The organism is Paenalcaligenes suwonensis (assembly GCF_011290505.1).
Taxonomy (GTDB): domain Bacteria; phylum Pseudomonadota; class Gammaproteobacteria; order Burkholderiales; family Burkholderiaceae_B; genus Paenalcaligenes; species Paenalcaligenes suwonensis.
Map to the genome: position 1 here is coordinate 54,124 of NZ_JAANPV010000009.1, position 20,531 is coordinate 74,654.

General features: G+C 51.2%; 20 protein-coding genes. 3 read left to right on the plus strand and 17 right to left on the minus strand.

Features of this window, described 5'->3' with window-relative positions; all coding sequences use genetic code 11:
* Positions 1 to 16 precede the first annotated feature (16 nt).
* From gloA to glyQ, 6 genes are read right to left on the minus strand one after another with little or no spacing between them, the layout of a single operon-like run.
* On the minus strand, positions 17 to 412 hold the full coding sequence (gene gloA / locus GY634_RS13675; RefSeq protein WP_166409294.1) for a lactoylglutathione lyase: 396 nt from the start codon (positions 410 to 412) through the stop codon (positions 17 to 19).
* Positions 413 to 433: 21 nt separating this feature from the next.
* On the minus strand, positions 434 to 1,297 hold the full coding sequence (locus GY634_RS13680; protein ID WP_166409295.1) for a M48 family metallopeptidase: 864 nt from the start codon (positions 1,295 to 1,297) through the stop codon (positions 434 to 436).
* Positions 1,298 to 1,301: 4 nt separating this feature from the next.
* The gene (locus GY634_RS13685) at positions 1,302 to 2,024 is read right to left on the minus strand and encodes a lysophospholipid acyltransferase family protein (RefSeq protein WP_166409296.1); all 723 of its coding nucleotides are present in this window, start codon (positions 2,022 to 2,024) and stop codon (positions 1,302 to 1,304) included.
* On the minus strand, positions 2,018 to 2,563 hold the full coding sequence (gene gmhB, locus GY634_RS13690) for a D-glycero-beta-D-manno-heptose 1,7-bisphosphate 7-phosphatase (protein WP_166409297.1): 546 nt from the start codon (positions 2,561 to 2,563) through the stop codon (positions 2,018 to 2,020). Before gmhB ends, GY634_RS13685 begins: the two co-directional genes overlap by 7 nt.
* Positions 2,563 to 4,707, minus strand: a complete 2,145-nt coding sequence (gene glyS / locus GY634_RS13695) for a glycine--tRNA ligase subunit beta (RefSeq protein WP_166409403.1) — start codon at positions 4,705 to 4,707, stop codon at positions 2,563 to 2,565. The genes gmhB and glyS overlap by 1 nt, the downstream gene beginning before the upstream one ends.
* A gap of 6 nt (positions 4,708 to 4,713) precedes the next feature.
* Entirely contained in the window at positions 4,714 to 5,619 is a 906-nt protein-coding gene (gene glyQ / locus GY634_RS13700) for a glycine--tRNA ligase subunit alpha (RefSeq protein WP_166409298.1), read from the minus strand.
* Positions 5,620 to 5,785: 166 nt separating this feature from the next.
* On the opposite strand from glyQ, the gene GY634_RS13705 reads away from it, so the two are divergent.
* A complete protein-coding gene (locus GY634_RS13705; RefSeq protein WP_166409299.1) occupies positions 5,786 to 7,309 on the plus strand; it encodes a fumarate hydratase in 1,524 nt (507 codons plus the stop codon).
* A gap of 568 nt (positions 7,310 to 7,877) precedes the next feature.
* Here GY634_RS13705 and folK read toward each other — a convergent pair.
* From folK to hda, 4 genes are read right to left on the minus strand one after another with little or no spacing between them, the layout of a single operon-like run.
* Positions 7,878 to 8,384, minus strand: a complete 507-nt coding sequence (gene folK, locus GY634_RS13710) for a 2-amino-4-hydroxy-6-hydroxymethyldihydropteridine diphosphokinase (protein ID WP_166409300.1) — start codon at positions 8,382 to 8,384, stop codon at positions 7,878 to 7,880.
* A complete protein-coding gene (pcnB, locus tag GY634_RS13715; protein WP_166409301.1) occupies positions 8,377 to 9,738 on the minus strand; it encodes a polynucleotide adenylyltransferase PcnB in 1,362 nt (453 codons plus the stop codon). The genes folK and pcnB overlap by 8 nt, the downstream gene beginning before the upstream one ends.
* Before the next feature lie 9 nt (positions 9,739 to 9,747).
* Entirely contained in the window at positions 9,748 to 10,449 is a 702-nt protein-coding gene (locus tag GY634_RS13720; RefSeq protein ID WP_166409302.1) for an HAD family hydrolase, read from the minus strand.
* Between the two features lie 6 nt (positions 10,450 to 10,455).
* Positions 10,456 to 11,148, minus strand: coding sequence for a DnaA regulatory inactivator Hda (gene hda / locus GY634_RS13725; RefSeq protein WP_166409303.1), 693 nt, complete (start codon positions 11,146 to 11,148; stop codon positions 10,456 to 10,458).
* A gap of 54 nt (positions 11,149 to 11,202) precedes the next feature.
* Here hda and purM point away from each other — a divergent pair, with 54 nt between their 5' ends.
* Positions 11,203 to 12,252, plus strand: a complete 1,050-nt coding sequence (gene purM, locus GY634_RS13730; RefSeq protein ID WP_166409304.1) for a phosphoribosylformylglycinamidine cyclo-ligase — start codon at positions 11,203 to 11,205, stop codon at positions 12,250 to 12,252.
* A 3-nt stretch (positions 12,253 to 12,255) separates the two neighbouring features.
* On the opposite strand, the gene miaA is transcribed toward purM, so the two are convergent.
* On the minus strand, positions 12,256 to 13,206 hold the full coding sequence (miaA, locus tag GY634_RS13735) for a tRNA (adenosine(37)-N6)-dimethylallyltransferase MiaA (RefSeq protein WP_166409305.1): 951 nt from the start codon (positions 13,204 to 13,206) through the stop codon (positions 12,256 to 12,258).
* 3 nt (positions 13,207 to 13,209) lie between these two features.
* The gene (gene mutL, locus GY634_RS13740) at positions 13,210 to 15,075 is read right to left on the minus strand and encodes a DNA mismatch repair endonuclease MutL (RefSeq protein ID WP_166409306.1); all 1,866 of its coding nucleotides are present in this window, start codon (positions 15,073 to 15,075) and stop codon (positions 13,210 to 13,212) included.
* A 95-nt stretch (positions 15,076 to 15,170) separates the two neighbouring features.
* Between mutL and GY634_RS13745 the strand changes: the two genes are divergently transcribed.
* Positions 15,171 to 15,818: a VTT domain-containing protein gene (locus GY634_RS13745; protein WP_207625611.1), complete on the plus strand. Its 648-nt coding sequence runs from the start codon at positions 15,171 to 15,173 to the stop codon at positions 15,816 to 15,818.
* Positions 15,819 to 15,915: 97 nt separating this feature from the next.
* Here the strand turns inward: GY634_RS13745 and GY634_RS13750 are convergent, their stop codons facing one another.
* From GY634_RS13750 to GY634_RS13770, 5 genes are all read right to left on the minus strand, one after another.
* Positions 15,916 to 16,500: an HdeD family acid-resistance protein gene (locus tag GY634_RS13750; RefSeq protein ID WP_166409307.1), complete on the minus strand. Its 585-nt coding sequence runs from the start codon at positions 16,498 to 16,500 to the stop codon at positions 15,916 to 15,918.
* Positions 16,501 to 16,527: 27 nt separating this feature from the next.
* The gene (locus GY634_RS13755) at positions 16,528 to 17,889 is read right to left on the minus strand and encodes an N-acetylmuramoyl-L-alanine amidase (protein WP_166409308.1); all 1,362 of its coding nucleotides are present in this window, start codon (positions 17,887 to 17,889) and stop codon (positions 16,528 to 16,530) included.
* Positions 17,838 to 18,359: a tRNA (adenosine(37)-N6)-threonylcarbamoyltransferase complex ATPase subunit type 1 TsaE gene (gene tsaE / locus GY634_RS13760; RefSeq protein WP_166409309.1), complete on the minus strand. Its 522-nt coding sequence runs from the start codon at positions 18,357 to 18,359 to the stop codon at positions 17,838 to 17,840. Before tsaE ends, GY634_RS13755 begins: the two co-directional genes overlap by 52 nt.
* Positions 18,360 to 18,468: 109 nt before the next feature.
* A complete protein-coding gene (locus GY634_RS13765) occupies positions 18,469 to 19,401 on the minus strand; it encodes a bile acid:sodium symporter family protein (RefSeq protein ID WP_166409310.1) in 933 nt (310 codons plus the stop codon).
* Positions 19,402 to 19,533: 132 nt separating this feature from the next.
* The gene (locus GY634_RS13770) at positions 19,534 to 20,433 is read right to left on the minus strand and encodes an AEC family transporter (RefSeq protein WP_166409311.1); all 900 of its coding nucleotides are present in this window, start codon (positions 20,431 to 20,433) and stop codon (positions 19,534 to 19,536) included.
* Between the last annotated feature and the right edge of the window lie 98 nt (positions 20,434 to 20,531).

Consider the following 20,531-nt stretch of genomic DNA (forward strand, 5'->3'; position numbering starts at 1 on the left):
AAAGGCCTGTAGTGACTTAGTCGTTACGACCAGCTTTTTGAATCAGTTCAATTTTGTAGCCGTCAGGGTCTTCCACAAAGGCAATAACTGTATTGCCGTGCTTCATGGGGCCTGCTTCGCGTACTACGTTGCCGCCCTTAGCTTTAATGGCAGCACAGGTGGCGTAGGCATCTTCTACCTCAATGGCAATATGGCCGTAGGCGTTACCTAGATCGTAGCTGTCGGTATCCCAGTTGTGGGTCAGTTCCAGTACGGCTGCTTCGCTTTCATCTTGGTAACCTACAAAAGCCAGTGTGAATTTGCCGTCTGGGTAATCTTTTTGACGCAGCAATTTCATGCCCAGTACGTCGGTATAGAAGGCGAGGGACTTTTCAAGATTGCCAACACGCAGCATGGTATGTAACAAGCGCATAGTGAATGACTCCAATGGGTATTAAAGTAAAGGTAAGGTGTCAGGGTGATGCTTTTTGAGCAAGTTCCTGGCGGTGACATAGTCTGGCATCAGTTTTTCCACTTCCCGCCAGAATGCCGGACTGTGATTCATCTCTTTAAGGTGAGCCACCTCGTGAGCGATCACATAGTCTACTGCAGCGACAGGGAAGTGAATCAGTCGCCAGTTCAACATAATCATACCGTCACTGCTGCAAGACCCCCAACGTTTGGCGGGGTTCGCTAGCCGTAAACCCCTATAGGGTAAGCCCAGTTTAGCGGTGTAGTAGTTTAAGCGGTTGATGCAGTAGTGACGGGCTTGGTCTTGAAGCCAAATTTGCGCTAGGTCTTGAACTCTAGAGCTTTGTGCATCCTTGGCTAAAGGTAGTGTCAGTATATCGCCTGCGTTGGGCTGGAAGTGGTTACCACTAAAATGTGTGGTAAAGGCTTCGGGGTCCAGTTTCAGGGTGATGGCTACGCCTAGATAGGGAATGCTGCCATTGTCACACCATTGGCTTTTCCCTAACGCTAACTGTTGTAAGCGTTCTTCCCACTCCAGTAGCTTGCGCACTATCCATGCAAATTTTTGTTCTAAGGCATCGTGGACTTGAGCCATAGAAACCCATGTGGGGGCGGTGATGATTAGCCCATGCTCGTTCACACGCAAACCTATGGATTGGCGTCTAGAACGTTTCAGCAAATACCCCAGCTCTTGTCCTTGCACGGTATGAAGGTGCCAACTGGTGCCAGCGGGTAAACGCTGGGGCTGGGTAATAGTGGGAAGCGTGGGTGCAGCCGGCGTAGATGGCTGTGCTACCGCTTTTTTGGGGGTAGCAGACGCATCATTAAATAGGGGCAGCTGAGCCATGGCGCTACGAGTAGCGTTCAGGGTTTAGTACACGCATTTCGCCTTCAATCCAGTCTTCTACGGCTTGGTTGAGAGCGGCTTGTGACAGGCCTTCTGGGTTGATGGCAGGGCCAAACGATACGGTAATTAAACCGGGTTTTTTGATAAAGGCGTTACGTGGCCAGCATTCACCAGCGTTGTGCGCAATGGGAATCACAATACTGTTGGTACGGCATGCCAGCATGGCTCCACCCTGTTTATAGCGGCCTGTTTCGCCAGGGGGGATGCGTGTGCCTTCTGGAAATAGCAGCGGCCAGCGGCCTTCGTTTAAACGTTCTTGCCCTGTTTTAACGATTTGCTTCATGGCATCGCGGCCATTGCTACGATTAATGGGGATCATACGCAGCAGTGCTAGGCCCCAGCCAAAAAATGGCACGCGGTGTAGTTCACGTTTGTAGACGAAACACACGTCTTTAGGCAGGTAGCCACAAAAGAACATGGTTTCCCATGCCGATTGGTGCTTAGACAGCAAGACGGCTGGGCCGTCAGGCAGGTTTTCCCAGCCCTTAACTTGCCAGCGTATACCCAGAATGTGTTTTGCTCCCCAGATAGCCAAATGTGGCCAGCCTGAGGTGAGCTTGTAGCGCCAGCGTAATGGCAGTGGTGACCACAGCAAGCACAAAATGGAGTAGGGGATCACTGTAATCAGCAGAAAAAGCTGATAAAGTACCGCGCGTAAAATCAGCATGTTGAGGTTCCTAGCCAGTCATCAACCACTGCAGCCAAATCCGGCTTAACGATACAGCCTTCTGGCAGACCGCCGTTTTTCAGTGTTTTAGCCCCATTTCCCGTTTCTACCAACCATGTCTTGCAGCCTGCTTCAGACGCTGCTTGTAGGTCACGTAACGAATCGCCCACGGCAACGACATTGTGCAGTGAGGGGTGTTCATAGCGCCTAGCGATGTCCAAGAACATGCCTGGGGAGGGTTTTCTACAGGTACAGCCGTCGTCTGGGCCGTGTGGGCAGACAAAGATAGCATCAATGATGCCCCCAAACTTGGCCAGTTCACGGCGCATTTTTAGGTGTATGGCATTTAAGGTTTGCATGGAAAACAGACCTCGTGCCAAGCCAGACTGGTTGGTCGCGATAACGACCCTCCAGCCCGCTTGGGAGAGCCTGCCTATGGCTTCCAAGCTACCCGGTAGTGCTTGCCATTCATCAGGGCTTTTCACAAAAGCGCTGGAGTCATAGTTAATGACCCCATCGCGATCTAGTATGGCAAGCATTAGGCCGCCAACCTCGAAATGTCAGCAACCTGATTCATCAACTGGTGCAGTTTTTGCAGCAGCGCCAAACGGTTGTTACGTACAGCTGGATCTTCTGCCATCACCATCACATCGGCAAAGAAGTTGTCCACAGGCTCTTTAGCCTTAGCCAATGTCGCCAAGCTAGCACTAAACTCACCCGCCAAGAACTGGCTTTCTGCTACTGGCGCTAATTGCTCAATACACGCGGCCAATGCTTGTTCGGCTGGTTCAGCCAGCAAGGATGCTTGTACTTCGTTAAGCTCGGATTCGGCTTTGCGCAGCAAGTTACCAATACGTTTGTTTGCACTGGCCAAGCTTTGAGATTCGGGTAAAGCTGCAAATTCAGAGCAGGCTTGAATGCGAGCTTGTACCTGTTGCAGCGGTGGTTGCTGCGCCAGCACGGCTTCTACAACGTTACGATCATGGCCATTAGCGACCAATTGGTTTTTATAACGTTCGTAGATAAAGTCTTGTACTTCGGCAAGCGTAGTAGCAGCCAATTCGCCTTCTTCAAAGCTTTGTGCAGCAATGTGCAGCAGTTCTGTTAGGTTCAGTTTGCTTTGTGCAATGTCGCCCAAATAACCACCGGCCTCTAGCTGTTCAAAAGCACTGATCAAGCCTAATGCAGCACGACGCAGCGCGTAAGGGTCGCGTTCGCCGGTAGGTGCCAAACCAATACCCCAGATACCCACCAAAGTTTCTGCGCGTTCTGTTAAGAACAGCAGGGCAGAAATCAGGTTGGCATCGGTAACAGCGCCGTTTAATCGGTGTTGGTACTGGTTGCGCAGGGCTTCAATTACGCTGGCATCTTCGCCATCGGCGGCCGCATAATACGCACCCATCACACCTTGTAGCTCAGGGAACTCGCCCACCATGTTGGTGTTCAAGTCGGCCTTGGCTAACAAGGCGGCACGGTCTGCCACGTTTACATCAGCACCTAAGCGCTCGGCAAGCGTGCGAATAATGCTGCGCATACGCTCAATGCGTTTGCGTTGGGAGCCTAGCTTGTTGTGGTAAACGCTGTTTTCTAAGCTAGCCACGCGCTCTTCTAACGGTTGTTTGCGGTCGGTTTCAAAGAAGAAGCGAGCATCAGCCAAGCGAGGCAGAATCACTTTTTCGTTGCCGGAAACAATGTTGGAAGGATCGGCTAGTTCCATGTTGCTGACGATCAAGAAGCGATTGGTCAGCGAACCTTGTTTAGGGTCGAACAGCGGGAAGTAGCGTTGGTTCAGACGCATGGTCAGAATCAAACACTCTGGTGGTACTTCCAAGAAAATAGGATCGAACTGGCCCACGTAAACCGTAGGGTGTTCTACCAGAGCAGTCACTTCATCCAACAGCTCTACGACTTCGGGGTCAGTCCCCAAGCTGGCATCCAAGTGAGCGCAAGCAGCTTGCAGTTGTGCTTCGATGCGGGCGCGACGATCAGCGTAGGAAGCAATGACTTTGCCTTCGTTTTCTAGCTGACTGACATAGCTTTCAGGGCTTTGGATAGTGATGCGGTTTTCGCACATAAAGCGGTGACCTTTGGTGCTACGACCAGCGGTCAAGCCCAAGGTGTTCACCTCTACCACATCATCGCCCCACAAGGCGATTAGGCTGTGAGCGGGGCGCACAAAGCGCACGCTAGTTACGCCGTCAGCCAATTGGTAGCGCATGACTTTAGGAATAGGCAGATGGGTAATGCTGTAGTCTAGTGCCGCTTGCAAGCCTTCGGCCAGCGATGCACCTTTAGCCATGCCTTTAGCGAACAAGCAATCTTGTTTACCGTCGGACTCAACGTGCAGGTCTTGAGCGCTTAGGTGACCCAAGCCTTTGCTTTCTAAACGTTTGCTTAGCGCTGGCGTGAGGTTGCCATCGGCATCCAGACCAATTTTGACTGGCATCAGCTTTTCAGAAAAAGCCTGATCATCCGCTTGGCCTTTTACTCCACTGATCAACGCGGCTAAGCGGCGCGGAGTAGCATAGGCGGTAACCGATGCGTCGTCAGCAGCTAAATGGTGTTCACGCAATGTTTTGAGCAGACCATCCGCAAAAGCCTGACCCATATTGTTCAGGGCTTTAGGTGGTAGCTCTTCAGTTTGCAGTTCAACCAGCAATGAGCGGGATTCGTTTGGCGTCATGGTCATTTAGTTGGTCTCCGCAGCGTTACTAGGAAGCATAGGGAAACCAAGGCGTTCACGTGAGTCATAGTAGGCTTGTGCCACACCGCGAGACAGGTTGCGGATACGGCCAATGTAAGCAGCACGTTCAGTCACGCTGATGGCGCCACGGGCATCCAGCAGGTTGAAGGTGTGTGCGGCTTTTAGCGTTTGTTCGTAAGCAGGCAGAGCCAGATCGATTTCGATCAGGCGTTTGGCTTCACTTTCGTAGTCTTGGAAGTGTTGGAACAAGATCGCAGCGTTAGAGTGCTCGAAGTTGTAGGTGGACTGCTCTACCTCGTTTTGGTGGTAGATGTCGCGGTAATACACCGTGCGACCGTGGGCATCACGTGTCCACACCAAGTCGTACACACTTTCTACGCCTTGAATGTACATCGCTAGGCGTTCTAGACCGTAAGTGATCTCGCCAGTCGCTGGTACACAGTCCAAACCGCCCACTTGTTGGAAGTAGGTGAATTGGGTGACTTCCATACCATTTAGCCATACTTCCCAGCCCAAGCCCCATGCACCTAAGGTTGGGTTTTCCCAGTCGTCTTCCACAAAGCGGATGTCGTGCTGTTTTGGGTCTATGCCCAAAGCCTGCAACGAGCCTATGTACAGATCCACAATGTTCTCAGGGGCAGGTTTTAGTACTACTTGGTATTGGTAGTAGTGTTGCAGCCTGTTGGGGTTCTCGCCGTAACGACCATCGCCGGGGCGGCGTGAAGGCTGCACGTACGCAGCGCTCCATGGCTCGGGGCCAATAGCGCGTAAAAAGGTTGCAGTATGGGAAGTGCCTGCGCCGACTTCAAGGTCAATGGGTTGTAGCAAAGCGCAGCCTTGTTTATCCCAATACTGTTGAAGCGTAAGAATCAGTTGCTGGAAAGTAAGCATAGGGTATAGAGACTATGGTTCGATGTACTGCCAAAATTCTTCCATTTTAGCTGGTTTTGAGTCATGACGGGGCAGAGACTGTGTTTGTTCTACGCGAGACGGGGCAGGACAAGTACAATAGCTGGATCACGACGTTTTGGCTTTTATTTGAACAGAAGACCAGCATATGACAACGATTATCAAAGAACAGGACTTAATTCAGTCCATCGCTGATGCCGTACAGTTCATCAGTTATTACCACCCTGCCGATTACATCCAGCATTTGGCACGCGCCTATGAGCGTGAAGAAAGCCCAGCAGCTAAAGACGCCATTGCACAAATTTTGACCAACTCGCGCATGTGTGCAGAAGGTCACCGCCCTATTTGTCAGGACACCGGTATTGTTAACGTGTTTCTGAAAGTAGGTATGGACGTGCGTTTTGACATCAAAGGCAGTTTGCAAGAAGCCTGTGATGAAGGGGTGCGCCAAGGTTACTTGAACCCGGATAATCGTTTACGTGCATCAGTACTGTCTGATCCATTGTTTACTCGTAAAAACACCCGTGACAATACGCCCTGTATTGTCTCTGTAGAGCTGGTGCCTGGTTCTACAGTGGATGTACAAGTGGCAGCCAAAGGCGGTGGTTCCGAGAATAAAACTAAATTTGCCATGTTGAACCCTAGCGAATCCTTGGTGGATTGGGTACTGCGCATGGTGCCAGAAATGGGTGCGGGTTGGTGTCCTCCCGGTATGTTGGGGATTGGGGTTGGCGGTACCGCTGAAAAAGCGATGCTGATGGCCAAGCAGTCCTTGATGGAAGACATCGATATGTACGAACTGCTGCAACGCGGCCCACAAAACAAGCTGGAAGAGCTGCGTATTGAGCTGTACGAAAAAGTGAATGCTTTGGGTATTGGCGCACAAGGCTTGGGTGGTTTGACGACTGTGTTGGATGTGAAAATCAACACCTACCCAACGCACGCTGCCTCTAAACCGGTAGCCATGATTCCTAACTGTGCCGCCACCCGTCACGCGCACTTTGTGCTGGACGGTTCAGGCACTGCACACTTGCAAGCTCCATCGTTAGATTTATGGCCAGACGTGCATTGGGCACCAGACTACAACAAGTCTAAACAAGTAAACCTAGATACGCTGACTAAAGAAGAAGTCGCTAGCTGGAAACCCGGTGAAACCTTGTTGCTGTCCGGCAAAATGTTGACCGGTCGCGATGCTGCACACAAACGCATTCAAGACATGTTGGCCAAAGGCGAAAAACTGCCCGTGGATTTCACTAACCGTGTGATTTACTACGTAGGCCCAGTTGACCCAGTTCGCGACGAAGCTGTTGGCCCAGCAGGCCCAACGACTGCAACTCGTATGGATAGCTTTACCGACATGATGCTGGAGCAAACCGGCTTGCTGTCCATGATTGGTAAAGCCGAGCGTGGCCCAGTGGCGATTGAAGCCATTCGTAAACATGGTTCTGCGTACTTGATGGCAGTGGGTGGTGCGGCGTACTTGGTGTCCAAAGCAATTCGCGAAGCACGCGTCGTAGGCTTTGAGGACTTGGGTATGGAAGCCATCTACGAGTTTGAAGTCAAAGACATGCCAGTGACTGTGGCGGTGGACTCCCAAGGTACATCAGTGCACAAAACAGGCCCTGAAGTCTGGCGCAAACGTATTGCAGAGATCCCAGTGGTTCCTGTGTAAGTACGTGTTGTGGCTATAAAGGATGGGTGTGGAAACACGTCATCCTTCTGAAAACACCCTGTGCGTAATGCTAGGGTGTTTTTTTTATGGGTGGTTCGTATTGTGTAAAGGTGAGAGGTAGAAAAAGCCCACTCATCAATTACTGTCTGCCGTTGCCTAAGGCTGCGAAAGTATTTTTTTATTTGAGACACCAAATAAAAAAATACTTTCCCATCCTTTCCTTCAGCGCTTGCAAAGGTTTTCGCGTTGGTTGCTGCTGTAAAAACTCGTACTTCTGACAAGAGCATTATGAGAAGCAACGGCAATCGTACCGTGAACAAGCCCCCGTAATCACCTATCCATTACTACTAATGATGGTGCGCTGTGAGTTTTTATTGCCGCCGTTTGGCTCTATTCGGACATAGAAACACCGCTGGACAATCCCCATTACTACACAAGAAAGGGCAGTAAACCTCTCAGTATCAGAACTTCCGCAGTCCCCCAGCGTGTGCGATGAAAGCGGTCGTTAGAAACAACAAAGCCCCAGCAATACACCAGGGCTTTGTCAGCATAGAGGTAGACGAACAGATTACTCGTCGTCCTCGTCATCAAACCCCATATCTAAGGCTTCAATCCCTTGATCCGCCACACTAGGCAGCAAGTCTTGAACAGAACCTTGAGCTAACTTCAGCGTAGGTGCTAAGTCAGCCAACGGATACAGAACAAACGCACGTTGGTGCATTCTAGGATGCGGTAGAGTCAGTTCTGGCGTGTCCATCTGCGTATCGCCAAATACCAACAAGTCTAAGTCTAATGTACGTGGGCCATTGTGCTCAGTACGTACGCGACCATGCTTGTTTTCTAGGGCCTGTAGTGCGTGTAGTAGCTCTAGTGGGCTCAACGTGGTGTGTAGGCTGACGACCGCGTTAATGAAATCAGGGCCAGTGGCCTCAAAAGGTGCGGTGCGGTAAAAGCCAGAGCTTTCCAGATTAGAACAACCCGGTAGCTCACGCAGCTCATCAATGACATCAAGCAGCATGCCGATGGGGTCGCCCAAATTAGCGCCTAGGGCAATATAAGCAAGGGTTTTACTCATTGGTGCTGTCCTGCGAGATGGTGTTTTTGATGCGTTTACGTGGGGCGCGTCTGCGACGAGAGCTAGTGCTGCTACGTGGTGCAGTCGGGCGGGCCTCAATCATTGCTGCTCGTGTTTCAGTGCTGTCACTGTCGGCCAGATCCATCCACCATTGCGCCATCAGGCTGTCAACTTCCTTGGCTTCAGCACGCAATTGCAGAAAGTCTACGGCAGCACGGAAGCGAGGCAGTTCGATCATGCGCCAGATAGCACGGTTATTGACGCGCTCAAAACGCGGCTGCATAAACCAAATCTCACGCATGTCACCTTGGTAACGACGTTGTATAGGCAGTACGCTGCTTTGTGCGTCAATCACGATGTCGCTAGCTTCTGACAACGCTTGTACGGGTGGTGAACCCGCTTTGATGCGTTTGGCCCACTGTTCTTGTACGGTTTTCCATAGCAATGCCGCAAACACAAAGCTTGGGCTGGTGCTGCGACCACTGCGAACGCGGCTGTCGGTACGAGCCAGAGCGATCTCTAAGAATAGACGTTGCTCGGGGTCGGACAAGCTGTGCTCCAGAAAGGGCAACAAGTAGGGCACTAGGGCTTCTTGTTGTAACTGCTCTAAGCACTTCAGGGCATGACCGCATTCCAGTAGCTTCAACAACTCATCAAACAGTCTGGACTCTGGCACGTTGGTAATGAGCGAAGCCAGTTTTTGAATGGGTTGATGCGTTTGTGGTTCGATCGTAGCGTTTAACTTGGCAGCAAAACGCAGCGCACGCAACATACGCACCGGGTCTTCGCGGTAACGGGTGTCGGGGTCGCCTATCATGCGCACTACACGGTTTTTCAGGTCTTCTACGCCGTTGTGGTAATCAATCACTTCTTCAGTGATGGGGTCGTAGTACAGCGCATTTAAGGTGAAGTCACGACGGTTTACATCGTCTAGTAACTCGCCGTATTCGTTGTCGCGCAAGATACGGCCATGGGCATCGGTTTGCTGCTTTTGGCTGTCTCCGGCTCTAAACGTAGAGGTCTCGATAATCTCACGACCAAATACCACGTGTACCAGTTTGAAGCGTTTGCCAATAATGCGGGCGCGCCTAAACAAGGGGCGTATTTGCTCGGGTGTGGCGTTGGTCGCCACATCAAAGTCTTTGGGTTCTAACCCAGCAATCAAGTCGCGCACAGCACCGCCCACCACATAGGCTTCATAGCCATGTTGTTGCAGTACCTCGCATACCTTGAAGGCATGGCGAGAAACCAAGTCCGGGTCAATCCCGTGTTGGGATTGAGCCAGACGTTTAGGCCCCTTAGCAGGGGCGGCGAATAAGCGCGCGACGAAAGTTTTTATTGTTCGTTTTAGCATGAGTGTTGATTAGGATTTTTCATCCATTAGCTGTGCGAATAGATCCAGCACGGCCCAATCACGCTCAGTAGCGGTACGTCGTAGGCTATCACCGGGGTTAGTCGCAACAGGATCAGAAACCAGTTCCATCAGGGGCAAGTCATTGCTGGAGTCGCTGTAGAACCAGATACGATCAAAGTTATTACGTTGCAATCCCAACTCGTGTAACCATTGGTCCACACGGGTAATTTTACCTTCACGGAAGCTGGGTACGCCGGTTAATTTACCGGTATAGATGCCGTCACGTTCTTCAGCCAAGGTAGCGATCAAGTGTTCAATGCCCAAGGCTTTGGCGATGGGTGTAGTCACAAACTCGTTGGTGGCAGTCACAATAGCGCACAAATGGCCTTGTTGTTGGTGATAGCGCACTAAATCCACAGCAGCAGGTTTGATGGATGGCAGAATCACTTCTTCCATGAACTCTGCTTGCCATGTGAGTAATTCTTGACGTGGTGTGTTGCTTAACAAGCCCAACATGAATTCGGCGGATTCTTCCGCCGTCAGGTTGCCTTGATTGTAGCGATCCATAAGATCTTCGTTTTTACGTCTGGCTTCTTCGGGGTCTCCTGCACGTCCAGTGCGCGCCAAGAACTCAGCCCATTGATAGTCGCTGTCCAAAGGAAGCAGAGTGTGGTCCAGATCGAAAAGTGCCAGATTAGTTGGGGTATTCATAGCTACTCAAACAGAAAGAAGGCCTTCGGCCAATAAGTCTCGAAGCAAGGGCAAGGTAATGTGCCGCTTGCGTGTCAGGGAATAACGGTCCAGTGCATCAATCAGGTTGATGAGTTGGCCCATATCGCGTTCATAATGGGTTAATACCCAATGCATGACCTCTGGGGTCAGGTGCAGGCTTTTTTCTAAAGCACGGGTGCGCAGCGCTTCTTCGCGCTCGGCATCCGATAAGTGTTGTAATCGGAAGACCAAATCCCAACCTAGCCTCGTACGCAAATCTTCGCGCACCTTTGTAACCAATGGTGCAAATTCGCCGGAAACTAGGATAATAAAGGCTTGGCTAGATGCTGCACACTCGCGCCAGCGATTGTACAGAGCAAATATTGCAGCTTGTCCTGCCGCGCTGAATTGTTCGATATTGTCAATAGCAACGAGCGGCTGGGTGAACGATTCGGCCGAGATTAGCTTCTTTAGCTGCGCAATAGAATCAGAAGCACTAAAATAGACTCCGTGATGACGCGCAGCCATGGCTTGCAGCAAATGCGTACGACCAACACCAGGCGCACCATATAGATAAATGGCGCGACCAGACTGACACTGCATCAGGGCGTTTAGCACTTCCTGATTGGAACCGATAACAAAGTTATCCAGTGTTGGAGTAGGGGTTGGAGAAATATCCAGAATCAGTTGTTGGTTCATGTGTCGTACAATCTCATCCAACCTGTAATTCTTACATATCCCACGGCTTTTCTCATGACAAACAATCAATCCGTATCATTAACCTACCGCGATGCAGGGGTAGACATTGACGCAGGGGATGCCCTTGTTGATCGCATCAAACCTTTAGCCGCTAGAACCATGCGCCCTGGCGTCATGGCAGGTATTGGCGGCTTCGGTGCCCTGTTCGAGGTACCTAAACATCTCAAAGAGCCCGTATTGGTTTCCGGCACTGATGGCGTCGGCACCAAATTACGTTTGGCCTTTGATTGGCAACGGCACGATACCGTTGGTATAGACCTAGTCGCCATGAGTGTTAATGATATTCTGGTTCAAGGTGCAGAGCCATTGTACTTTCTGGATTACTTTGCGTGTGGAACTTTGTCAGTAGATACTGCTGCACAAGTTGTAGCAGGTATTGCGAAGGGCTGTGAGCTGTCCGGTTGTGCATTGATTGGTGGTGAAACCGCTGAAATGCCAGGTATGTACCCAGAAGGCGAGTACGATTTGGCTGGTTTTGCTGTGGGTGCTGTGGAAAAGTCACACATCATCTCTGGTCAGAACATTGGTGCTGGTGATGTGGTGTTGGGTTTGGCCTCTAGCGGCGCGCACTCTAACGGTTTCTCGTTGATCCGTAAGATCATCAGTCACGCGAATGCGAAGCCTACTGATATGTTGGATGGCCGCCCATTGGCTGACGTGGTGATGGAGCCTACACGTTTGTACGTGAAATCTATGTTGTCCGCATTGGCCGCTCACCGTGAGTCCATCAAAGGTATGGCGCACATTACCGGCGGTGGCTTGTTGGAAAACATTCCACGTGTATTGCCTAAAAACACGGCAGCACGCATTCAGCGCGATGCTTGGGAAATGCCAGCACTGTTCCAGTGGTTGCAAGAAAACGGCGGCGTGGCCGACGAAGAAATGTGGCGCGTGTTCAACTGCGGTATCGGTATGGTAGTGGTAGTGCCTGCTGACCAGGCTGACGTGGTTGCTGCGCACCTAAGCGAACAGGGAGAGACCGTGTACCGCTTAGGCGAGATCGTAGAAAGGGTTGCAGATCAGCCACAAGTGCTGATGGTGTAAGCCTTAAGTGGTGGGCCAGACTTGTGCTGCTGCGTCCACCACTGCATCCGCTTTGTGCGGATTTAAGCAGTCCATACTAAGCCGTTGCGGGTCACTACGCAGCCACGTCAATTGTCGTTTGGCGAGCTGTCTAGTGGCAGCAATGGCTTTTTCTATGGCCTCGTCTTGTGAGCACTCGCCATCCAAATGCGACCACAACTGTCTGTAACCCACGCAACGAATAGACGGTAGCGTAGGGTTGAGGTCTGGGCGTGCATACAGGGCCTGTACTTCGGCCAGTAGTCCTGCATCAATCATTTGTCGGTAGCGCAATGCAATCTGCGCATGCAGCCATGCGCGGTCCGAGGGTTCTAGGCTTAGGGTGTGAAATGGGATGCTAGGTTTTTGCCGCTCTTGTTCTTGTAGCCACGCACTCATGGGTTTCCCGCTGATCTCATAGATCTCCATGGCACGTTGTATGCGTTGGCTATCATTAGGGGCCAAGCGTGCGGCGGTGATGGGGTCGTATTCGGCCAGCAATTGGTGCATAGCAGGCCAACCTAGCTGTGCCGCTTGTTCGTCTAAGCGTGCGCGTATTTCTGGGTTGGAGGAGGGCAGGTTATTAAGCCCTTCACGCAAGGCTTTGTAATACAGCATGGTACCGCCACACAGCAGCGGGTAGCGGCCACGTTGCCAAATGTTGTGTATGAGTTGAGTGGCATCCGACGCAAACTCAGCCGCTGAATAGCTTTGTGCGGGGTCGCGTATATCTAGCAAGTGGTGTGGCACCAGCGCTTGTTCGTCGGCACTGGGTTTGGCCGTACCTATATCCATACCTTGGTAGATAGTGGCCGAATCCATCACGATGATTTCTATAGGCCAGCGTTTTGCTAAGGCTAGAGTAGAGGCACTTTTCCCTGCAGCGGTAGGGCCTGTCAGGCAAATCACTGGCAGGTTAGAGGTGTGGCGAGTCATGCTTTATTGTCCGCGCAAGAAAAGTTTGTCCAAATCAGCGATGGACCAGTAAAACCAAGTGGGGCGGCCGTGGTTACACAGATCAGCTCGGTCTGTATTTTCCATACGGCGCAATAGTGCGTTCATTTCATCTAAGGTAAGACGCCTGTTGGCGCGTATAGCGCCGTGGCATGCCATGGTGGCAAGTAGTTCGTTGCGTTGCTGTGTGAGCTGAGCCGAACTGCCAATGTTGTTCAAGTCTTGCAGCACATGGCGGGCTAGGGCTTCGATATCACCTCGGGCGAGCAGTGCTGGTACGGCACGCACAGCCAATGCGGTAGGGCCTGCAGGGTTAATTTTTAAGCCCAGCTCTAGTAGTGATTCTTGATGGTTCTCCACCAGCGCTAAGTCGGTTTCCGACGCTTGAAAGACTACCGGGACTAGCAATTCTTGGCAGGGTAAGTCGCGGGCATCCATCGCTTGTTTTAATTGTTCGTACACCACGCGCTCATGCGCCGCATGCATGTCTACCAAGATCATGCCATGCTGTGTTTGCGACAGTATATAAATGCCGTGCAATTGCGCTATCGCTATGCCCAAGGGCAGTTCTTCAGCGGCAGAGCCGGGTTCTGATGCAGGTAAGGTAGCGCCAGCCGAGGTAGGTTCAGAAAACGCTGCAGGGGCTTGAGCCTCTGGTAGCGGGGCATACAGCTTTTGCCACTGCTCACCGGCAGGTGCTGGGCTGGACTGCAAATCAAAGCGGCCTTGGTGACGGTAGCTGGGTTGCAGCGGTGCACTAGGTGTAGTGCTAGACATCCCGCCAGCAGGGTAGGAGGGCGATGCCGCCGGAAAAGACATGACCGATGCGCTGCTATCTGGAGCAGTGCTTTGATGCTCAGCTTGGCTTTGAGCCAGTTCAGCATTAAGCGTTTGCACAATAAATTTGTAGACGGCTCCTGATTCTCTAAAACGTACCTCATGTTTGGCGGGGTGTACGTTCACGTCCACCGTGTTGGGGTCCACGTTTAAATACAGGGCGTAAGCGGGCTGCCTATCACCGTGCAACACATCGGAGTAGGCTTGGCGAATGGCGCTGCTGACGAGCCTGTCGCGTATAAAGCGACCGTTCACATACAAAAACTGTTGGTCGGTACGACTGCGAGCATGGGCTGGGCGGATGATGAGGCCATGCAGTGAAATCAAGCCTTGGGTTTGGCCTATGTTGATGCTTTGGCTCACAAACTCTTCGCCCAATACATCCAAAATGCGTTGTTCTATAGAGCCGCTGCGCCAATGACGCGTGGCTTTGTCATTATGAAAAAGCCTAAAGCCTATATCGGGGCGTGCTAAGGCAATGCGTTCTAAGGCGGTGACGCAGTGGCCATACTCGGTGTTTTCTGTACGCAGAAATTTGCGGCGGGCAGGAATATGGTCAAACAACTGGCGCACATCTACGGTGGTGCCAGGATTGCCGCTGGCCGCTTCGGGGTGCTGCTGGTTTTGGCCTTCTAGCTCCCATGCGTGGGCAGCGTCTGCCGTGCGTGAGCGTAGTGCAGTACGGGCAACCGAGGCAATAGAGGCTAAGGCCTCACCCCTAAAGCCCATGGAGGCTACCGCTTCTAGCTCAGAGAGCGAGCGGATTTTACTGGTGGCGTGGCGTGTAAAGGCTAAGGCTAGCTCTTCAGGGGGGATACCATGGCCGTCATCGGTTACCGCAATGCGGCGTATGCCACCCCCCTCTAAACGAACTTCAATGTTGCTGGCACCGGCATCCAATGCGTTTTCCAGTAACTCTTTAAGTACGGAGGCTGGGCGCTCAATGACTTCACCTGCGGCAATTTGACTGACCAACAGATCTGGCAGGGCGGCGATAGCGTGACGAACTGGCATATTCTGTAATTTGTAGTGAGGGAAGGGCATTTTGGCGTTAACGTGTTGTATAGTCTGGTTTTCCCAAAATATAGTACGACGCTGGATAACGATGTATGCCTGAAATACTGACAATGCTTTTGCAGATAGATCAAACACTAGGGCTCTGGGTAGAGCAATACGGTGCTTGGATTTACCTGATCCTGTTCCTTATTATATTTGCTGAAACAGGTTTGGTGGTTTTCCCTTTCCTGCCCGGTGATTCCTTGCTGTTTATTGCGGGGGCGTTTGGTGCTTCGGGCATGTTAGATCCAGTGGCGTTAGGGGCGTTGTTGTTGGTGGCAGCCATTCTAGGCAATACCGTTAACTACTACATAGGGCGCTACATTGGCCCTAAAGTGTTTACGACAGAGTCTCGTTTTCTGGATCGTAAAGCGCTGGTGAAAACGCAAGCCTTTTACGCTAAACATGGTGGTAAAACCTTGGTGATGTCGCGCTTCTTGCCCGTCTTCAGAACCTTTGCTCCATTTGTCGCGGGCGTGGGCAGTATGAATCAAGCCTTGTTCCAGCTTTACAATGCGCTGGGCGCGTTTTTGTGGATTGTGGGTTTGATTACGGCAGGCTATTTCTTTGGCAATGTGCCCATTATCAAAGATCACCTAAACACCATTGTACTCATAGGTATTAGCGCTGCAGCCGTGCCGGTTGCGGGTGGTTTAATCTGGAAACTCGTACGACGTGGTGCCGAGAAACAGCAGAAATAAAGCGGTCTACTACACGGCGTTAACAGCGATTGTCTAAAAGCATTTGCCCCCACTACTAGCCAGCAGTGGGGGCAAATTGTTTATAGCGGTATGTGGTTTATTGGCGTTTTAGTGCCATGCCCAGTAGCAGCATGCTCCAGCCTTGGAACAGCAAGTCTACGGACAGAATTAAACCCAGTACCCACAAGCTATTGGTAGGCCAACCAGCGGCGATAATCAGCCCTACGACTAAGGTCATTAAGCCTGACCATGCAATCCAGCCGCCGCCTGTTTGTGTACGGTTCTGCAGCCATACCCATAAGCGGAAAAAGCCCGATGCAATCAGCGAAGCACCAAACACCAAGGTGAGGATCTCTGCGCCTACCAGTGGATTCAAAATAGCAATGACACCAGCAATTAGATACAGCAAACCGCTGAGTGACCAGAATAGAAAGGAGCGCCAGTTTTTGCAGCTCCATGCGTGCACAATTTGCAGAGCACCACCAATAGCCATCAGCACACCGATGAACAATACGCTGGCCAAGGTAGCACCCACCACATAGATGAAAGCAATCAGCCCCAAGATGACAAAAGCGGCACCCAAGCCCATTAACCAACCGGGTTTCAATTGTGATTTCCAGGCGTTGATCAAGTCGTTAGGGTTAGGAGGTGTGTTCTGCGGTTGAACGGGGTCAGTGCTCATGGTGATCTCCGATGGTAGGCAAAAAGGTTAGCCGTGGTTAGCCAAGGCGACGCCAGAAGAAAAATAGTCATTGATGCCGGACAGCATGGCCTGAGCTAATTTATCTTGATGGCCTGCACTGCGCAGTAAGCGTTCTTCGTTCGGGTTACTGATAAAAGCAGTTTCGATCAGAATAGAGGGAATGTCGGGGGCTTTTAGCACGGCAAAGCCCGCACGCTCTACCTGACGTTTGTGCAATTGGTTGATTTTGCCAATTTCGGAAAGAATGCCCGAGCCTACGCGCACAGAGTCGTTAATTTGGGCAGAGGTAGATAAGTCCAGCAGCACTTCAGCCACTTGGCGACTTTGCCCACCAATATTGACGCCACCCACTAAGTCGGCTTGGTTTTCTTTGTCGGCCAACCAGCGAGCTGCTGTACTGGTTGCTCCGTTTTGGGACAACGCATAAATAGACGAGCCGCGTGCCGACGGTTTAATCCACGCATCAGCATGTATAGAGATAAATAAGTCGGCTTTGACGCGGCGTGCTTTTTGTACACGCACGCCTAGCGGGACGAAGAAGTCTCTGTCGCGGGTGAGGTAGGCACGCATATTGGGCTGGCTATCAATCAACCGTTTTAAGCGCTGCGCTATTTGCAGTACCACGTCTTTTTCTCTAGTGCCGCCAGGGCCAATAGCACCTGGGTCTTCACCGCCATGGCCAGGGTCCAGCGCGATCAGCACGGGGCGATTACGGCCCGGGGTTGGTGTCACGCGTGGTACGGAAGGCGTAGGTGGAGGCGTGGTAGGTTGCGCAATACGCGGTATTTCTTGGCCTTGTACCGACGGTGGTGGAACTACTGGTTGGTTTTGTGCCAAGCTTTCCAGCACACCTGCCAAGGGGTCGTTATCGTCGAACTGCTGCAATGCCAACAAGGGATCGGCGGCAACACGTGGGTACAGGTCAACCACCAAACGGTATTTGTATTCACCAACCGGTTTTAGGGTAAACAACTGCGGGGCGATAGGCTGTTTAAGGTCCATCACCAAACGCACCACGTTATCGCGGTTTTGCGCGATACGGATGGTAGAAATATAGGGGTCATTAGGGCGAACTTTGGACACCAGTTCTTGCAGCGTACTGTTCATGGTGAGACCTTCAATGTCTATCACCATACGATGCGGGTTTTCTAGTGTGAAGTGCTCGGCCTTGAGCTCGGTATCCATTTCCAGTGTGACGCGCGTGTAGTCGTCAGCCGGCCAAGTACGCACCGCAACAATGGCACTGGCGTGGGCAACACGTGGAATGATGGGTAATAAGACGAGCGAGGACGCGGACGCCAGCAAGCGTCGGCGATTTATGCTTTGGGAGGTAAATTCTGAATTTTTGTGTTGATCAGTTCTAGCCATGATTGCCCCTTCTTGCTGTAGGCCGAGAGAGTGATCTGCCTGCCCGGTTCGCAATAGTCAAATGTGATTTTCAGGTCAGGGGTAGGTAACAAGGCCCCCGCTTGATCAGGCCATTCAATGAGCACAACAGCATTTTCTTCAAGCATATCACGAAAACCAGCATCTAACCATTCTCGGCTATCGCTAAAACGATAAAAATCAAGATGATACGCCTTTAAGCTAGAAAGATTATAGCTTTCTACTAGGCCGTAACTTGGGCTTTTGATACGCCCCGTTACACCTTCGTGTCGCAAAAATGCTCGAGTGAAGCTGGTTTTTCCCGCGCCTAGGTCACCAATAAGATGCACGTGGCCGCCTTGACTGTCTGCAGAGCAAACCAAAGGCGACAGCCATTCGGCCAGTTGCTGGGTGACAGCTTCGTCAGCGGCATACAGGCTAAGACTAAGCAAAGGTGCAGGTTGTGTGGTCATGACTATATAAGAAAGAGAGAACTGAATTCCGTTAGCACTAGCAGTGCAGCAAGAAGTGTACCTAATTGCTGCCTGCTATCGCGTGTGCCTAACGAGACTACGATGTGATTTATTTTTTATCGTTTAGTTTTGCGAAGAAGTTGGCCAAAATCGCGCCACTAATATTATGCCAAACACTAAACAAGGCACTAGGAACCGCCACAATAGGGTCAAAGTGTTTGCTGGCTAAGGCAGCACCTAAGCCACTATTTTGCATACCTACTTCAATAGAAATAGCTTTACGCTGTGCCAAACCTAGGCCCATGATGCGAGCAATAATGTAGCCAAATAGATAGCCAAAGCTATTGTGCAAAATGACGATACCAATAATGAGCAAGCCTGTTTCTTGAAGTCTGGCTTGGTTCAGTGCCACCACAATCGCCACAATCATCACAATGCCAAACACCGAAACGATAGGAAGTACAGGGGTAAGGATGGCGACACGTGCGCCCAAGATGATGCGAACGACCAAACCCAGTGCGATAGGAACAATCACAAAGTTAATGATGGACATCATCATGGCGTAGAACGACACGTCAATGCTTTCAGCGGCAAGCAGCTTCAGCAATAGCGGTGTCATGAACGGGGCCAGTAGCGTGGTAATACTGGTAATGGTTACGCTTAATGCCACGTCACCACGTGACAGGTAAGTAATCACATTACTGGACGTACCACCGGGGCAAGAGCCCACCAGTACGACGCCCAGAGCCAGCAGTGGGTCAATGTTGAACAGCTTAACCAGTGCCAGAGCCAACAGCGGCATGATAATAAACTGTGAGCACACGCCTAGCAGCACTTGCAGGGGCTTTTTCACAACCTCGGAAAAGTCCTTAATGGTCAGTGTCAGACCCATACCAAACATAATGATCCCTAAGAAGTAGACGATTAAGTCTTTTAAGGGCACAAAGGTGGCGGGTATGAAAAAGCCTAGGACGGCAAATAGTAGGGTCCAGATGGCAAAGGTTTTGCCAATGAACTCAGAAAATAAGTGTAGAAAACGCATGGGGAATGTGAATCAATAAAAAAGTGAGTGCGTAAACACAGCTTTTGGCTGTGGGTGACTACTGGCGCATCAGCGTCAAAGGTGGATCAAGCTATTGCCAACGTCACGGTGCACCCGTTGTCATGGCTAATGTCATGATAAAGAAAACTGAATCCATAGCGGCAAGGTGATGGCCGCTAAGAGTGTGCCTAACGACATGGTGGTGGCGACTAGATCGCCTTTGCCACCCATACGAGCGGCTAATACGTGTGCTGACGATGCCGTAGGTAACGCGGCAAACAAAATCAGCATTTGTGTTTCCAGGGCGGATAACGCCAACAGCTTGCTAATAAATACAGCAGAAATAGGCAAAATCAGCAGTTTAACGGCAATAATCCATCCTACTAAGCGCTGCGCACCATGCAGCGCTTTAATGGAAATGGTCGCGCCCACGCACAGTAAACCAATGGCTAGTGCGCAAGCACCCAAACGGCTAAGCGCGGTGTTGACGGGAGTGGGCATAGACAAGCCCGACAAGCTAAACAGCAGCCCCAACACTGTGGCAATAATTAATGGGTTAGCCAGAATCTCTTTGTAGGGGTTGCGGTTACTGTTGCGGGCCAGAGCATGCACTGCCAACACGTTCACAATGGGAACAGATAACCCTACAAACACCGCCATGATGGCCACGCCAGTGGGGCCTGCCAGTGCCGAGGCGAGCGACAAGGCTAAGTAGGTATTAAAGCGAAAAGCGCATTGTTGTAGCGAAGCATGCTGTAAGCCATCGCACTTCAAAATAGGTTTGGCGAGTAACGCCGCTACAAAGCCTACAGCGGTTAAACAGACCACAGCCGCGAGTAACAACAGTGTTTCGTCACCTTGCAACGAAGTTTGGCTGATGGAGTAAAACAATAGGGCGGGAAACAGTACGTAATACACCAACTTTTCGGCATAGCTGAAGAACTCCCCCTGAAACCCTAGCTTGTGCCGTAGCAAAGCACCCAGAGCAATTAATAGGAAGTCGGGAAGTATCAGTAAAAAGGTATCGAACATGGTGAAATGTAGGACTGTCTGCGCAATCTGTTAGATTACGCTATTTTCATTTGCCCGTACCAGCCTAATGTCTTTATAATTTTGGGCTGTGGCTCCAT

Excerpts from the sequence above, each read along its gene's own strand:
- mutL (WP_166409306.1), bottom strand. The coding sequence starts at position 15,075 with ATGCCAGTTCGTCACGCTATCGCCGCCCTGCCAGATCTGTTGGTCAGT.
- gmhB (WP_166409297.1), bottom strand. The coding sequence starts at position 2,563 with ATGCTTGCCATACTAGATCGCGATGGGGTCATTAACTATGACTCCAGC.
- GY634_RS13765 (WP_166409310.1), bottom strand. The coding sequence starts at position 19,401 with ATGCGTTTTCTACACTTATTTTCTGAGTTCATTGGCAAAACCTTTGCC.
- pcnB (WP_166409301.1), bottom strand. The coding sequence starts at position 9,738 with ATGCTAAAACGAACAATAAAAACTTTCGTCGCGCGCTTATTCGCCGCC.
- gloA (WP_166409294.1), bottom strand. The coding sequence starts at position 412 with ATGCGCTTGTTACATACCATGCTGCGTGTTGGCAATCTTGAAAAGTCC.
- hda (WP_166409303.1), bottom strand. The coding sequence starts at position 11,148 with ATGAACCAACAACTGATTCTGGATATTTCTCCAACCCCTACTCCAACA.
- GY634_RS13745 (WP_207625611.1), top strand. The coding sequence starts at position 15,171 with ATGCCTGAAATACTGACAATGCTTTTGCAGATAGATCAAACACTAGGG.
- GY634_RS13720 (WP_166409302.1), bottom strand. The coding sequence starts at position 10,449 with ATGAATACCCCAACTAATCTGGCACTTTTCGATCTGGACCACACTCTG.
- GY634_RS13750 (WP_166409307.1), bottom strand. The coding sequence starts at position 16,500 with ATGAGCACTGACCCCGTTCAACCGCAGAACACACCTCCTAACCCTAAC.
- GY634_RS13705 (WP_166409299.1), top strand. The coding sequence starts at position 5,786 with ATGACAACGATTATCAAAGAACAGGACTTAATTCAGTCCATCGCTGAT.
- GY634_RS13680 (WP_166409295.1), bottom strand. The coding sequence starts at position 1,297 with ATGGCTCAGCTGCCCCTATTTAATGATGCGTCTGCTACCCCCAAAAAA.
- GY634_RS13755 (WP_166409308.1), bottom strand. The coding sequence starts at position 17,889 with ATGGCTAGAACTGATCAACACAAAAATTCAGAATTTACCTCCCAAAGC.
- folK (WP_166409300.1), bottom strand. The coding sequence starts at position 8,384 with ATGAGTAAAACCCTTGCTTATATTGCCCTAGGCGCTAATTTGGGCGAC.
- miaA (WP_166409305.1), bottom strand. The coding sequence starts at position 13,206 with ATGACTCGCCACACCTCTAACCTGCCAGTGATTTGCCTGACAGGCCCT.
- glyS (WP_166409403.1), bottom strand. The coding sequence starts at position 4,707 with ATGACGCCAAACGAATCCCGCTCATTGCTGGTTGAACTGCAAACTGAA.
- tsaE (WP_166409309.1), bottom strand. The coding sequence starts at position 18,359 with ATGACCACACAACCTGCACCTTTGCTTAGTCTTAGCCTGTATGCCGCT.
- GY634_RS13770 (WP_166409311.1), bottom strand. The coding sequence starts at position 20,433 with ATGTTCGATACCTTTTTACTGATACTTCCCGACTTCCTATTAATTGCT.
- glyQ (WP_166409298.1), bottom strand. The coding sequence starts at position 5,619 with ATGCTTACTTTCCAGCAACTGATTCTTACGCTTCAACAGTATTGGGAT.
- GY634_RS13685 (WP_166409296.1), bottom strand. The coding sequence starts at position 2,024 with ATGCTGATTTTACGCGCGGTACTTTATCAGCTTTTTCTGCTGATTACA.
- purM (WP_166409304.1), top strand. The coding sequence starts at position 11,203 with ATGACAAACAATCAATCCGTATCATTAACCTACCGCGATGCAGGGGTA.